12 protein-coding genes are annotated in these 12,795 nt (G+C 69.1%); 3 read left to right on the top strand and 9 right to left on the bottom strand.

The window, feature by feature from the left end; genetic code table 11:
• Nucleotides 1–281: 281 nt before the first annotated feature.
• Nucleotides 282–929 carry a hypothetical protein gene (locus UA75_RS33365; RefSeq protein WP_157434388.1) on the bottom strand — a complete coding sequence of 216 codons (648 nt, stop codon included), beginning with the start codon at nt 927–929 and terminating at the stop codon, nt 282–284.
• A 129-nt stretch (nt 930–1,058) separates the two neighbouring features.
• On the opposite strand from UA75_RS33365, the gene UA75_RS23380 reads away from it, so the two are divergent.
• The gene (locus UA75_RS23380) at nt 1,059–1,400 is read left to right on the top strand and encodes a hypothetical protein (protein WP_157434387.1); all 342 of its coding nucleotides are present in this window, start codon (nt 1,059–1,061) and stop codon (nt 1,398–1,400) included.
• Between the two features lie 47 nt (nt 1,401–1,447).
• Here UA75_RS23380 and UA75_RS23375 read toward each other — a convergent pair whose 3' ends face one another.
• From UA75_RS23375 to UA75_RS23355, 5 genes are all read right to left on the bottom strand, one after another.
• Complete coding sequence (locus UA75_RS23375) at nt 1,448–2,203, bottom strand: AAA family ATPase (protein ID WP_157434386.1); 756 nt, start codon at nt 2,201–2,203, stop codon at nt 1,448–1,450.
• 154 nt (nt 2,204–2,357) lie between these two features.
• Nucleotides 2,358–2,771: a hypothetical protein gene (locus UA75_RS23370; RefSeq protein ID WP_075742094.1), complete on the bottom strand. Its 414-nt coding sequence runs from the start codon at nt 2,769–2,771 to the stop codon at nt 2,358–2,360.
• Nucleotides 2,772–2,990: 219 nt separating this feature from the next.
• Nucleotides 2,991–4,001, bottom strand: a complete 1,011-nt coding sequence (locus UA75_RS23365) for an aldo/keto reductase (protein ID WP_232251115.1) — start codon at nt 3,999–4,001, stop codon at nt 2,991–2,993.
• A 69-nt stretch (nt 4,002–4,070) separates the two neighbouring features.
• Nucleotides 4,071–5,093: a phosphotriesterase gene (locus tag UA75_RS23360; protein ID WP_075742093.1), complete on the bottom strand. Its 1,023-nt coding sequence runs from the start codon at nt 5,091–5,093 to the stop codon at nt 4,071–4,073.
• 29 nt (nt 5,094–5,122) lie between these two features.
• Nucleotides 5,123–6,481 (bottom strand): MFS transporter, encoded by a 1,359-nt coding sequence (locus UA75_RS23355; RefSeq protein WP_083690876.1) that lies wholly within the window; start codon nt 6,479–6,481, stop codon nt 5,123–5,125.
• A 459-nt stretch (nt 6,482–6,940) separates the two neighbouring features.
• Between UA75_RS23355 and UA75_RS23350 the strand changes: the two genes are divergently transcribed.
• The gene (locus UA75_RS23350; RefSeq protein WP_075742091.1) at nt 6,941–7,912 is read left to right on the top strand and encodes a LysR family transcriptional regulator; all 972 of its coding nucleotides are present in this window, start codon (nt 6,941–6,943) and stop codon (nt 7,910–7,912) included.
• A gap of 351 nt (nt 7,913–8,263) precedes the next feature.
• Nucleotides 8,264–8,722, top strand: a complete 459-nt coding sequence (locus UA75_RS23345) for a MarR family winged helix-turn-helix transcriptional regulator (protein WP_075742090.1) — start codon at nt 8,264–8,266, stop codon at nt 8,720–8,722.
• A gap of 126 nt (nt 8,723–8,848) precedes the next feature.
• Here UA75_RS23345 and UA75_RS23340 read toward each other — a convergent pair whose 3' ends face one another.
• Genes UA75_RS23340 through UA75_RS23330 form a run of 3 tightly spaced genes read right to left on the bottom strand, consistent with a single transcriptional unit; the run spans nt 8,849 to nt 12,693 of the window.
• Nucleotides 8,849–10,201 (bottom strand): MFS transporter, encoded by a 1,353-nt coding sequence (locus tag UA75_RS23340; RefSeq protein WP_075742089.1) that lies wholly within the window; start codon nt 10,199–10,201, stop codon nt 8,849–8,851.
• A gap of 25 nt (nt 10,202–10,226) precedes the next feature.
• Nucleotides 10,227–11,537: an alanine racemase gene (locus UA75_RS23335; RefSeq protein WP_075742088.1), complete on the bottom strand. Its 1,311-nt coding sequence runs from the start codon at nt 11,535–11,537 to the stop codon at nt 10,227–10,229.
• Nucleotides 11,538–11,550: 13 nt separating this feature from the next.
• Nucleotides 11,551–12,693 (bottom strand): M20 family metallopeptidase, encoded by a 1,143-nt coding sequence (locus UA75_RS23330; RefSeq protein ID WP_075742087.1) that lies wholly within the window; start codon nt 12,691–12,693, stop codon nt 11,551–11,553.
• Nucleotides 12,694–12,795: the final 102 nt, after the last annotated feature.

Raw genomic sequence — 12,795 nt, 5'->3', positions numbered from 1 at the left:
GCTGCGACCACCTGATGTCGGTTTTCGTCCGTACTCCAGATCGGCTGTCCCGAACTCCAGACCGCGCTTCGTAGGCGGTCCGGCGAGACTCGGCGGATCGGACGGAACTCACCTGAGTGGATCGTATCGACGATAGCCCGGACTTCGGTCTGGTGATCTCGGCGCATCTGGCCTCTCCTACCGGTAAGCCTCGTGCAATGCACGTCGTCTGCGGCGGGCGTGCGACCTGAGTCGGTGAAGCGGACGCACGCCCTATGATGTCACGCAAGGTGAGGAGGCCGTCATTGTCCGTCGCTGAGGTGCTCGCTGCGCTTCGCCGTGCGCACGCTCGGCTGAGTGAGGCGCGCGTGGAAACCGGCATCGCCGCCACCGCGATCGCGGACGGGGCTGCGCACTTCGCCGCCGCGACCGCCGGTTCCGCGCAGTAGGAGGTCAAGCAAGCCGACCATGCTGTTCAGGCCGCAACTGAGGATGTGCGCGCTGCGCAGCTGCTCATCAGGCAGGCCCAGGACGTGATTGACGCCTATTGTCATGCTGTCGTCGGGCACGGCGTCGCCGACGTTTCGCCGCTCGTGGCGCCCGAACCTGACCGTGCATCTCCGCAGGCGCCTGCCCGTTTGCCGTCGGAGCCGCAGCAACAGCCGTCCGCCGAGCGTCATTACGCTGACTGCATCGCGGAACTCCGCCGCAACAAGGCCAAGATCAACACTGCTGAGGTCGTTCGCATAGCCAGGCATCGGGCGGGGCATCTTGTCTGGCTGGAGACGGGGGATTCGGAGATATCTGGGCAGGAGCACATATTGAAGTCGGGGCGGAAGAAGAGTTTCGAGGATATTGGAATCCCGGCCGATCGCATCATTGACTTCATCTTTAACAGAATTGAGAATGAAGAGCCGGTGGGATACTATGGAAACGGAGGCGAGGTGCATGAGATCGAGATTGGGGGCGCCAGTAGAAGGGTGGTCATCGTCATTGGAGGCAACGGCTACTTGGTGACAGCGTACCCGTTGAAGAAACGACATAAAATTCGGCCGCGACAGAAGAGAGAGTGAGGCGGCATGGGTAAGAAAGTGCTCCTGCTGGCGGGGTTCGTGCAGGGCCCCTTCTTCTATCATGATCAAGATGGCAACTGGATGAATCACCTGGTAGACGAGGCGGGGGAGGACCTCGGGCTCAGTGCGGAGCTGGTGGCAGACCTGACCCGGTGGGACGAGGAGTACCAGGACATCTACGATTCCGGCCATCCGCCGGACTCCGCATTCCCGACCGCCGAGGCGAAGCTCGCCTGGACCGAACGAGGCAGGGCGTTGGCGGCACGCATCAAACAGGAGTCCTCGATCGCGGTCGAGGTCGATTATCAGGCCAACGGATCGATCCCGGAGGGAACCTGCGTCTTCTGACTGGTGCGGTAGGCCGAACTCGAACCTCACCCCTGCCGCGCCCGCCCTCACTCCTCGAGCAGATGCCGCAGGAATCCTTCCGGCTGCGCGAGAAAGCCTCGGGTCAGGGCCACCGGCTCGGCCTCGTCGTAGGTGACCTCGTCGATCTCGCCGTCCGAGTCGATCTGGAGGATCTGCGCACCGGGCACGGCCAACAGGATCGGCGAGTGCGTCGCGATGAGGAACTGACAGCCCTGCCTGGTCAGGTCGCCGATGCGAGTGATCAGCGCCAGACAGCCGCGCACCGACAGCGCGGCCTCGGGCTCGTCTAAGACGTAGAGGCCGTCGGGTCCGAAGCGGTGGGTCATCACGTCGAGGAACGACTCGCCGTGCGAACGCTCGTGCAGCGGCACCCCGCCGTAGGCGTGCCCGACCTCGAGACGCTCGATCTCCGTTGCGACGTTGTAGAAGCTCTCGGCGCGGAGGAAGAAGCCGGTGCGCGGCTTCCTGATGCCCCAGCGCATGATCAGGTGATCGCCCAACGACGATTCGCTCGCGCGGGTGGCGAAGCGGAACGACTGGGTGCCGCCCTCGGCGTTGAAACCGGCCGCGACCGCGGCGGCCTCGATGAGGGTGGACTTCCCCGTTCCGTTGTCGCCCACCAGGAACGTCACCTGCGGATGCAGATCCAGTTCACGGCGGCGGGTGAGGTGGCGGACGACGGGGAGGGTGAAGGGGTAGCGGCCGGTGTCCGATGCCGGGTCGAGCTTGATCTGTTGGATGAACCCGCCCGTGCTGGTGCGGGCGGTTCCGTTGCGGCTCACCGGTTGTCGCTCCCTGCCTGCGTCGAGTCGGGGCGGTCCGTCGATCGCCGAGGCGGGCGGTGCGGAAGTCCTCCCTCGTCGGAGCAGCGTAGTGCGCCGGCCGCCCGACTGGGGGAGGGGCGGGCGACCGGCGCGATTCGAGGCGACGCGGGGTTCAGCGGCCCGCGATCACCCCGCTGGTGTGCCACGCCGCCGTGGCGGCGCGCACGGTCTGACCTGCGGCGAGTCCGCCTGCCGCTGCCGCACGGTTGACCGCCGACACCACGCCGTGCTGCCAGGTGTCGTCGGCGTCGCCGATGCGCGCGGTGTCGTTGTCGACGACCGCGCAGGCGGTCTCGGCCGCGTCGAGCAGGTCAAGGGCCGCCGCCCCCGCGCGGTCCTTGCCCATGCCCGCGTCGTTGAAGAAGATCAGGCCCGGCAGGAACCTGGTTCCCCACTCCGCCGAGCTGCTGCCGCCGTGCGAGCCGGTGACCGCCACCGACCCTCGGTCGTCGAGGCTCAGCGAACTCACCGAGTCCACCAGCACCACAGGCGATCCCGTGGCGTCCCGCACCGTCGTTCGTAGCATCGGACGTCCTCCTTGTTCGGCAGCAACCGGGTGTCGTGGGTGGAAGCGGGTGACACGGACTTGATCAGGCGGTATCGCGCTCGCCGTCCGGTGCGGCAGGCTTCGTGGCCGGACGGCGAGCGCGGGGGTCCGGCCGTTCGCCGCAGCGGCCGCCGCCGGACCCCGGCTCGGTGTCGGGTGCCGAGCCGGACTCCGGGATCGTCGCTGGTCCGGCGCCGATCAGAACCGGGTGCCCACCGGCGCGGGGAGGCCGTCCAGCTCGGCCAGATCGCCGGGGGTGAGTTCGATGCTCAGGGCGCCGAGGTTCTCGGTGAGGTGACCGACCACGGTGCAGCCGGGGATCGCGACGAGGTTCGGGTCCTGCGCCAGCACCCACGCCAGCGCCACCTGCGACGGCGCCGCGCCGTGCCGCCGGGCCACTGCCTCGACGCCGTCCAGGATGCGCATGTTCTGCTGGAGCGCCCCGTCCTGGAACCGGGGCATGGCCGCCCGGAAGTCGGTGTCGGACAGCACGCTCGTCTCCCGCACCGCACCGGCGAGGAAGCCCCGGCCCAGCGGCGAGAACGCGATGAAGCCGACGCCGTGCGCCACACACCAGGGCAGCACCTCGTCCAGGGTGTCCCGCGACCACAACGACAGCTCCGACTGGAGGCTGGCGATCGGCGCGACGGCCGCCGCCCGCTCCAGATCGGCGACGCCCGCCTCGGACAGTCCGATGTGGACCGCCTTGCCCGCCGCCTGGAGCTCGGCCATCGCGCCCCAGCTCTCCTCGATCGGCACCTGGGGGTCGACTCGGTGCAGCTGGTACAGGTCGACGTGGTCCACGCCGAGCCTGCTCAGGCTGCCGTCGATCGACTTCCGAATATGCTCCGGCGTCCCGTTCGGCGTGACCTTGACGGTCTTCGGGTACAGCGTCATGTCGGGCACCAGACCGCACTTGGTGGCCAGGGTGATCTCGTCGCGCCTGCCGCGCAGCGCCTTGCCCACCAGCACCTCGTTGGTGAACGGCCCGTACAGGTCGGCGGTGTCGATCAGGGTGACGCCGTTGTCCACGGCCGCCTTGATGACGCGCACGGACTCCGCGTCGTCGCGCGAACTCTCGTCATAGACCCAGCTCATCCCCATGCAGCCCAGGCCGAGGGCGGTGACCTCCAGCCCGCTGCGGCCCAGGGCGCGACGGTGGGCGGGCGACCCGGCGGCGGCGGGGACGGTCTGCGTGCTGCTGTCCACGTTCACTGGTGTCCTCTCACTTCGATGCCGCGTGCTGCGGCGGTGTGCGGCGATGGGGGAGCAGGGCACTCACGGTGCGTCGGGACCGGCGGTCACCAGGCCCTGCGCAGGAGCCGTCGCGGATGCGGCCCCGCCTGCGAAGATGCGGCGCGGGTTCTCGACGAGCATCGTGTGGACGTCGGCGTCGGTGACCCCCAGCCGCCGCAGCGCGGGGATGACGTCGTCGTGAATGTGGGTGTACTCCCACCGGGGGAACAGCTCGGGTCGTCGGTCCGCCGCGAGGTAGTCGATGAAGCAGCAGGTGTCGTGGGAGAGCACCATCCGGTCGGCGTGGCCGCGCCGGACCAGTTCGGCGACGATGGCGATCCGCTGCTCCAGCGAGGCGATCGGATCCATGCCGAAGCGGTCCATGCCCAGGTAGCAGCCGCCGTCGATCAGCCGAAGCAGGTAGTCGACGTCCTCGGTGTCCCCGGAGTGGCCGATGATCACGCGCGACGGGTCGACGCCCTCGGCGACCAGCAGGTCGAGCACCTGGTTCCCGTTGCCCACCACCGAGTTCGTGTGGGTGGTGATCGGCACTCCGGTGGCGAGGTGGGCCCGCGCGCTGGCCCGCAGGATCTCCTCGGTCGCGGGCGACAGCTCGGGGTCCTCGTGCGCGGCCTTGATCACGGCGGCGCGGACCCCGGTGTCGCCGATGCCCTCGGTGATGTCGCGGATGAACATCTCCGTCATCGGGTCCGGGCCGCCGAAGAGGGTGCCCGGACCCTGGTAGAAGAAGTACGGCGGCATCTCGCGGTAGGCGTAGACGCCGGTGGCGACCAGGATGTTCACCGGGCTCTGCGCGGCGATCCTGGCGATGCGCGGGATGAAACGACCCTGGCCGAGGGCGGTCACGTCGACCACGGTGCGGACGCCGCGCTGGTAGGCGGCCTGCAGGCGCGCGACCGCGTCGGCGACTCGTTCCTCCTCGTCCCAGTCGAGCTGGTAGTTCTGCTGAAGTTCGGAGCTGAGCACGAAGATGTGTTCGTGCATCAGGGTGGGGCCCAGCTCTGCGGCGGGAACTGACCCGCGCGCGGTGGGAACTGTGGACACTTCGCCTCCAGATCGGGGTTGTTCGAGAGTCAGTGCGAGCCGACGGCGTCGGCGTCGGGCATGCTTCGGGCCGTCGGTGCCGAGGCCGTCGCCGACGAGCCGGGAGCGGGAGCCGCCGCCTGCCCGGTCGCGGCCGGGCCGGCCTGCGGGACGGCGCCGGGGCGAGCGGCGGCCCGCCGGTCGCCTGCGGAGCGGAAGCGGTCCACGAGCCAGACGGCGACGGCGACGGCGATCATCCCGGCGGCGACGGCGCACGCGCCGATCCAGCCCCAGTGCTGATAGGACAGCGCGCCCAGCGCGGTTCCTGCGGAACCGCCGATGAAGTAGCTGGTCATGTAGACCGTGGTCAGTCGGGCGGGCGCCTGGGCGGCGAGTCGGTAGACCTCGCTCTGGTTGAGCAGGTGGACGCCCTGAATGCCGAAGTCCATCAACACGATGCCGAGCACCAGCGGCACCACGTGGAAGCCGCCCGCATAGACCAGACCGAACGAGGCCAGCGTCAGCACCAGCAGACTGATCGTCGCGGGTGCCTGGAGACCTCGGTCGGCGAGTCGTCCGACGCGGGCCGCCGCGAGCACGCCGCCCAGGCCCGCGAGTCCGAGCAGGCCGATGCCGGTCTCGCTCCAGTTATACGGCGGCCCGGCGGTGAGGAACGCCGACGACGTCCAGATCGCGTTGAACGCGCCGTAGCAGAGCGCGCCGTAGAGCGAGCGGCGGCGCAGTACGGGCTCGGAGGTGACGAGTTCGCGGATCGAGCTGAGCAGCCGCAGATAGGGGACGGCGGAATCCGCCGGTCGATCCGGCAGCGCTCGGTGCAGGGCAAGACCGCTGAGCAGCATCAGCACCGCCGCGACTGCGAAGACCGAGCGCCAGCCCGCGAGGTCGGCAAGCAGGCCCGAAACAGTTCTGGAGAGCAGTACTCCGGTGAGCATTCCGGTCATCAGCGTGCCGACGACGCGCCCGCGTCGATCCCCGCTGAGCACGGCGAGGTAGGCCACCAGCACCTGGACGAGCACCGTCGTCACGCCGACGGCCGTCGCCGCGACCGTGAGCACCGTGAGTCCGGGAGCCAGCGTCATGACCACGAGGCCCGCAGCAGTGAGGACGGTCAGCACGACGACCAGCCGCCTGCGACGCAGCACGTCGGCCAGCGGAAGCAGCAGGAGCAGGCCCAGCGCATAGCCCACGTGCATGGCGGACAGCGAGGATCCCGCCTGGCTCACACCGGCGTCGAACTCCCGGCCGATGGTGTCGAGCAGAGGTTGCAGGTAGTAGAGGTTGCCGACCGTGACACCGCAGATGACGGTCAGCAGCCACAGCATCGGGATCGGTGGGGCGCCGGTGGTCACCCCCGGGCCCGGAGGGCTCGCTCGACGTTCGTCTGCCATCACAGCATCCTGACTACTATAAGAACCTTGATTCGAATCAGAACCTATGGCAGTTCGGGCAGTCGGTCAACCCTTCTCGGGGTTGCGGGGACATGTCGGCGAGGTGTCGCAAACGCCGGCGCCGGATGGCTGTGGGCGGCGCTGGGCGCGGCGGCCCGCGCGGCCAGATTCGGGCTGAAAAACGCCGACCTGGCGTCACACTGAGTAGTATCACCTAGTCGTGCGTTGCTACGCGGCGGTAACAACGGTCCGGGTCGGCGCTCTCAACCGGTCGTCCTGGTTCATTCGGCGGCGCCCGGGCGGCCAGCGGTGCCGGATTATCGACGGCGGGGTTTGTGGTGTCAATCGGCCGGTCCGGGGCTTGGCTGTCGACTGGGACTCACAGAAAGTGCGTCAGAAAGTCATCCGTCGCGAGTATTGTGACGTTACCGTGGCAACTACCCTGCGGAAGGAGTTCTGGTGGATCTGGAGACTCGGCATCTGAAACTGCTGCAGATAATCGCCGAGGAAGGCAGTTTTCGACGGGCCGCACAGCGCTTGGGGGCCTCGCAGCCCGCTTTGTCACGGCAGATCTCGCGACTGGAGAAGTCGTTGGGCGCCAATCTGCTCGACCGGGCTGCCAGCGGGGTGCGCCTGACCCAGGCCGGGCAGCTCGTCGTCGAGGCGTCCAGGAAGGTGCACTCCGAGATGGGCAGCCTGCTGACCAGCCTCGGTGCGCTGGTGGGGCGCGGTGGTCAACCGCTGCGTCTGGTGGCCTCGTTGAACCCGTCGGTCACGGTCGCCAGGCTGATGGCCGACGGCCATCAGCTGGAGATCATGCGGTATCCCGACGGCGACGCGCTCGACATGCTCGAACGGGGACGAGCCGATCTGGCGCTGGTGGTCGAAGATCCGGTCTCGCGATTTCGACCGAAAGTCAACATCGGAATGACGACGATCATGCAGACGCCGTTATGGCTGTGCGCGCTGCGCGGCAGGCCGGAAACAGCGGTGGATTCGGTCTCGTTGGCCAGTCTGCGGAATGCGCCGTGGATTCTGCCGGAATCCGGCTCGTCGAGATCGATCGTGGAGAACCTCTGTCTGCTCGCCGGATATCTGCCTGCTCCGATTCTGGTCGGGGATGACGACGTCGTGTTGTCCGGATTGGCGGCCGGCGTCGGCGTCGCTTTACGCGGACCATTATTCGGGCTCTCCGCCAATCGGGACTTCGTCACCCGGCCACTCGAACAGGAGGCGCTGGAGCATAAAATCTGCGTGTGGCGGCGGGATCGGGTGCCGGAAAGCCTGGTGGGAACGGTCGTGGACGCCCTGCAGCAGCAGCATCTGGCACTGGCAGTCCGCCATCCGGAGTATTGGGACTGGCTGGAGAAGCACCCGGAGGCCGTTCCCGAGTACTCCACTCGGGTGCCGTTGCAGGCCGTCTCGGGGTAACGGCGTCGGCGGTGAGAACGGCCCGTCGGCATCGGCCGACGACGGGGGGAGGATCTTCGTCGATGTGTCGCGGACGTCGCAGGGAAGCGACGCCTCGGCGCCTCGACGTCACTCCGCCGCCATCCGAGGCGACGCCGTGCCGCCGACTCGTCGCTATGCGTGTCGACGCATGGGATGCTCAAGACGTGCTCGTGCCCTGATCGAGGCGGAGTTCGAGGATTGTCGCGAAACCGCCGATTCACCACGCTGCGCGTGCATTGTCGCTTCCGAGCGCAACGACATTCGAGCCCTGCTATTCCACCGGGCTCGAATGGTTATCACGCCCCTGTGTGCGGCCTCTACACTGGAGCCATGACGCTGTCGATCAGTGACCGGATCGGACATCACCTGAAGCGGGTCGATCAGGAGCTGATCGCCGCCAAGAGCGCGGTCCTGAGCCCGCACGGCCTGACCGTGCCGCAGTACACCGTCCTGCTCGCCCTGTTTCAGGAGCCGGGCCTGTCCGGCGCTGCGCTGGCGCGGCGGTGCCTGGTCACCCCGCAGACGATGTCGACGGTCATCGCCACCCTGGAGGGCAAGGGCCTGGTCGACCGGCAGAGCCACCCCGTGCACACCCACGTGCAGGAGGTCCGGCTGAGCCGCAAGGGCCGCACGGTGCTGGCCAAGGCCGACGAGGCCGCCGTCGAGGTCGAGCGGGAGCTGTCCGGGCGCTTCACCCCGGAGGAGAGCGCCCTGCTGCTGGAGTTCCTCGGTCGCTGCTCGAGTGCGCTCGGCGAGGTGCGCAAGCCCCCGCGCGGCACCGCTCGGTGACCCACGGGTCGGTCTCTCGGCAGGCTCGGCGGCCGTTCTGGTGTAGAACGAAAGTCAGCGTGACGTCGACTCCCGGTGCGAAGGAGCGGACGCCACGCTGACTCGGCGGGCGGCAGCGGACGGGACTCAGCGCGTCGGCGTCACCGCCGCAGGCGGCAGCGGCTTGCGGACCTTGCCGAACACGGCCAGCAGGAGCGCCCCACCGACGGAGACGATCGACGCGACCGCGAAGGTCCCCGTCCAGCCCAACGACGAGTCGACCAGATACCCGGTGATCATGGGCGCGAGGATCGACGCCGTCGTGGCGAACATCTGGACCGCGCCCGACACCGAGCCGTACACCGGGCCCGGCACCGCCTCGCCGACGATCAGCCAGTACTGCGCGCCGGTGAAGTACAACAGGAACACCACCACCGTCATCAGCGCCACCGCGCCGAAGGTGCTGCTGATTAGGCCGATGCCGCCGAACAGCAGGCCGGTCGCGGTCAGGCAGATCACCACCGTCCACCGCCGCGGCCCCACCGAACGGCCGGTGCGCCGGACGAGGATGTCGGTGAAGACGCCGCCCAGCGCCAGCCCGATGCAGCCGCCGATCCACGGGATCGCGCCCGCCACGGCCAACTCGCTCAGGTCGATGCCGCGCTCGTTGACCAGGTAGGTGGGGAACCAGTTCAGGAACGTCCACAGAATCCACGCGTAGCCGAAGTACGCGACGGCGGTGGTCCACACCGCGGGCCGGGTCAGGTATCGCCACCACGGCGGCGCTTCGGCGACGGTCGCGTCGTCCGCCCCGTCGCCGACCTCGGCGGCGGGTGCGGCGTCCTGGCGGATGTAGGCCAGCTCGGCGGGCGAGACGCGGGAGTGCTTCTCCGGAGTGTCGCGGACGATGATGAACCAGCCGATGGCGAAGAAGACGCCCAGCACGCCGAAGATGATGAACGGCACTCGCCAGTTGCCCTGGGTGGCACTGAGGATCGCCACGACCGCCGGGGTGCCGATCGCGCCGCCCAGCGGTGTGGCGGCGTTGGCGATGCCCACGGCGGTGCCGAGTTCCTTCTTCGGGAACCAGTTGTGCATGATCTTCGCCGTCACCGTGGCCTGTGGGCCCTCACCCGCGCCGAACAGCAGCCGGATGATCAGCAGGCTGACGAATCCGACGCCTGCGGCGGTCAACGCGGTGAAGCAGGACCAGAAGATCGCCGCCCATCCCATCACCTTCGCCGGACCGTACTTGTCCGCCAGCCAGCCGCCGATGAAGCCGAACGGTGAGTAGGTGAAGGCGAACGCGGCGAGGATCCAGCCGAAGGCCGCATTGGAGAACCCGAACTCGTTGATGATCAACGGTGCGGCGACGCCGATGACGGCGCGGTCGGCGTAGTTCAGGGAGAGGATCACGAAGTTCGAGGCGAGGATGGCGTACCGGGTCCTCGATCTCTTCTCGCCCGTCGGTGTGGCGGCGGTGGGGGTAGGGGCGGTCACGGGACGTCCTTGTCGACTTGAGGGATCAGAAGTAACAGCGGGCCACCGAGACGACGACGTCGTCATCCGTCGCGATGACGGCGGTGAGCCAGCGGTCGTGTGCGGTGCACGGATGGGAGATGCCCAGCCGCACCAGGTCGGAGGGCGCGAGCTGCGCCTCCGGCGGGACGGTGACGAAGGCGTGCTGGTCGTTCAGCGCGGTGACCGTCCAGCCCTCGGCGGGGCGTGCCGATCGGCCCGCGTGGTCTCGGGCCTCGATCGGCACCGGCATCCCCTGGTCGAAGTTCAGGTCGCGCCTGCCTGCACCGAGGATCGCCAGGCCGGGTTCCGGCCTGCTCAGCACCGGCGCCCAGACCTCGATGGACGGGGTCAGCCGCTGTGCGGGATCGACGGCGGTGCCGCCGCCGTCCAACGGAGACCGCGCCTCGTAGATACCGTTGTCGTGCGTGAGATAGGCCCCCGGCCTGGCGATCAGCCGTACCGGCCGCTCGCCGGTCACTCCGCCGAGTTCGGCGGCGACCACGTCGAAGTAGAAGCTGCCGCCCGCCGAGATGACGTGTTCGGCGAGTCGCGGATCAGCCTGCGGCAGCACCAGTTCCATGGCTCGACGCACCGAACGCAGGTACTCGGCGACGGCCGCCAGGCCCGCCTCGTCCCTGGAATGGCTCACCGAGCCCTCGTAGCCGGAGACCCCTGCCAGCGCGAGCCCGTCGGCGGCGGCGACCGCGTCCCGCACGGCGGCCACCGTGTCGAGGTCGCGGCAGCCCGCCCGGCCGCCCGCGTGTCCGATCTCGATCAGCACCGGCAGCGGACGGGCGGCGGGGGAGCCGTCGAGCGCCTCGGCCAGCACCGCGACGCCCGCCACGGAGTCGACGTAGCAGTAGAACTCCCTGGCCTCGTCCTGCGCGAGCCATTCGACGACCTGACGGGCGAAGTCGCGATCCACCAGCTCGTTGGCCAGCAGGATGCGGCGGTGACCGGCCGCCATGAACACCCGTGCCTGGTACGGGGTGGCGACGGTGACTCCCCAGGCGTCCTCGCGCAGTGCGTACTCGGCCAGCTCCGGCGAGGTGGTCGTCTTGAGATGCGGGGCGAGGGACATGCCGTGCTCTGCGGTGTACCGGGCCATCAACGCGGCGTTGTGTCGCAGTGCCGACTCCCGCAGCACCAGTTGCGGCCAGGAGAACCCGGCGTCGAACAGTCCTCGGCCCAGTGCGCTGAACTCGCCGAGGGTCTGCGCGGCGGCGTCGGCGGGCATTCCCTTGAGCCGCCAGCCGATCGGGCCGTCCTCGATCAGGCCGGGGGAGGGAGTCGGGAAATCGGATGTCGTGGTCACGTCGTCTCCTGAGTCAGGCGATGGACTGGCGCAGCAGGGCGTCGATCACCCCGCGTGCGGCGTTCAGTTCGGACAGTGGCACGAATTCCGCCGGGGTGTGGGCCTGCGCGATGGCTCCGGGACCGAAGACGACGCACGGGATGTCGTCCCACGCGATCTTGGAGGCGTCGGTGCCGTGCCCGACGCCCTTGGGCTCCGGGTTCTGGCCCGCCGCCGCCAGTACGCGGGCGACCGCTTGAACGAAGGGGGCGTCCGCGCTGGTCTCCAACGCGTAGTCGACGATGTGCGGCTCGGCGATCTCGACGCCCGCAGGCCAGCGGGCCAGCAGCTTCTCCCGCAGGTCCCGCCAGACCGCATGCGGGTCCTCGCCCGCCACGGTGCGTCGGTCGATCGTCAGCGTCGCGCTCTCGGGAAGCACGTTGGGGCCGGTCCCGCCGCTGAGCATCGTCACGGCCAGGGACGGGGGCCCGACGAGCGGACGGGCCTGGGCGTCCAGCGACGGGGCGTACTCGTCGGTCAGGTAGTCGACGATCCGGGCGGCGGTGGCGATCGCGTTGGTGCGGCCCCACGGCTCGGAGCTGTGACCGCCGGGGCCGCGAGCGGTGATTCGGCAGCGCATGCAGCCCTTGTGCGCGGTGACCATCCGCAGCGAGGTCGGCTCGCCGATCACCGCGCCGATCACCGGTCCCGTCGTGGTCACGCCCGCCTCGCGCAGCCCGAGGACACCCCGGTAGACGTGCTCCTCGTCGACGACGCCCGCCAGCGTGATGGTGTGCGGGCGGGGCTCGCCGCTGGCGGCCAGATCGGCCATCGCGGTCAGGAACACCGCGAGCGGTCCCTTGGCGTCGCAGGAGCCTCGGCCGTAGAGCAGACCGTCGACGACGGTCGGTTCGAACGGCTCGACCGTCATGCCCTCCGTTTCGACGGTGTCCAGGTGCGTCTCCAGCAGGATGGTCTCCGCGCTCTCACCGGGCAGTGTGACCAGGACGTTCTTCCGGCCGTCGAGCACCTCGTGCAGGGTCGCCGTCAGTCCGTGCGCGCGAGCCCAGTCGGCGATGAACTCGGCCAACGGCGTCTCGGCGGGCTCGGCGCGTCCCCTCGGATTGACGCTGGGAATGCGGATGAGCTGAGCGAGCAGCTCCTCGACGTCGGTCACGACGATCTCCTGACTCCGTGTGGCGGGTGGATGCTGGTTGCGGTCGGACCAGACGGCGAGCGTCGGCCCGACCGGGCGTTCGGTCGCTCCAGCTGGGCCTGC

The sequence above is a fragment of the Actinoalloteichus sp. GBA129-24 genome (genome assembly GCF_001941645.1).
Classification (GTDB): Bacteria; Actinomycetota; Actinomycetes; order Mycobacteriales; family Pseudonocardiaceae; genus Actinoalloteichus_A; species Actinoalloteichus_A fjordicus.
The sequence above is the reverse complement of the archived record's forward strand: the minus strand, read 5'-3'. Positions and strand labels throughout refer to the sequence as shown.

What these genes read in the sequence shown, in the direction of transcription:
- UA75_RS23345 (WP_075742090.1), top strand. Translation starts at nt 8,264, where the DNA reads ATGACGCTGTCGATCAGTGACCGGATCGGACATCACCTGAAGCGGGTC.
- UA75_RS23380 (WP_157434387.1), top strand. Translation starts at nt 1,059, where the DNA reads ATGGGTAAGAAAGTGCTCCTGCTGGCGGGGTTCGTGCAGGGCCCCTTC.
- UA75_RS23370 (WP_075742094.1), bottom strand. Translation starts at nt 2,771, where the DNA reads ATGCTACGAACGACGGTGCGGGACGCCACGGGATCGCCTGTGGTGCTG.
- UA75_RS23355 (WP_083690876.1), bottom strand. Translation starts at nt 6,481, where the DNA reads ATGGCAGACGAACGTCGAGCGAGCCCTCCGGGCCCGGGGGTGACCACC.
- UA75_RS33365 (WP_157434388.1), bottom strand. Translation starts at nt 929, where the DNA reads ATGCACCTCGCCTCCGTTTCCATAGTATCCCACCGGCTCTTCATTCTC.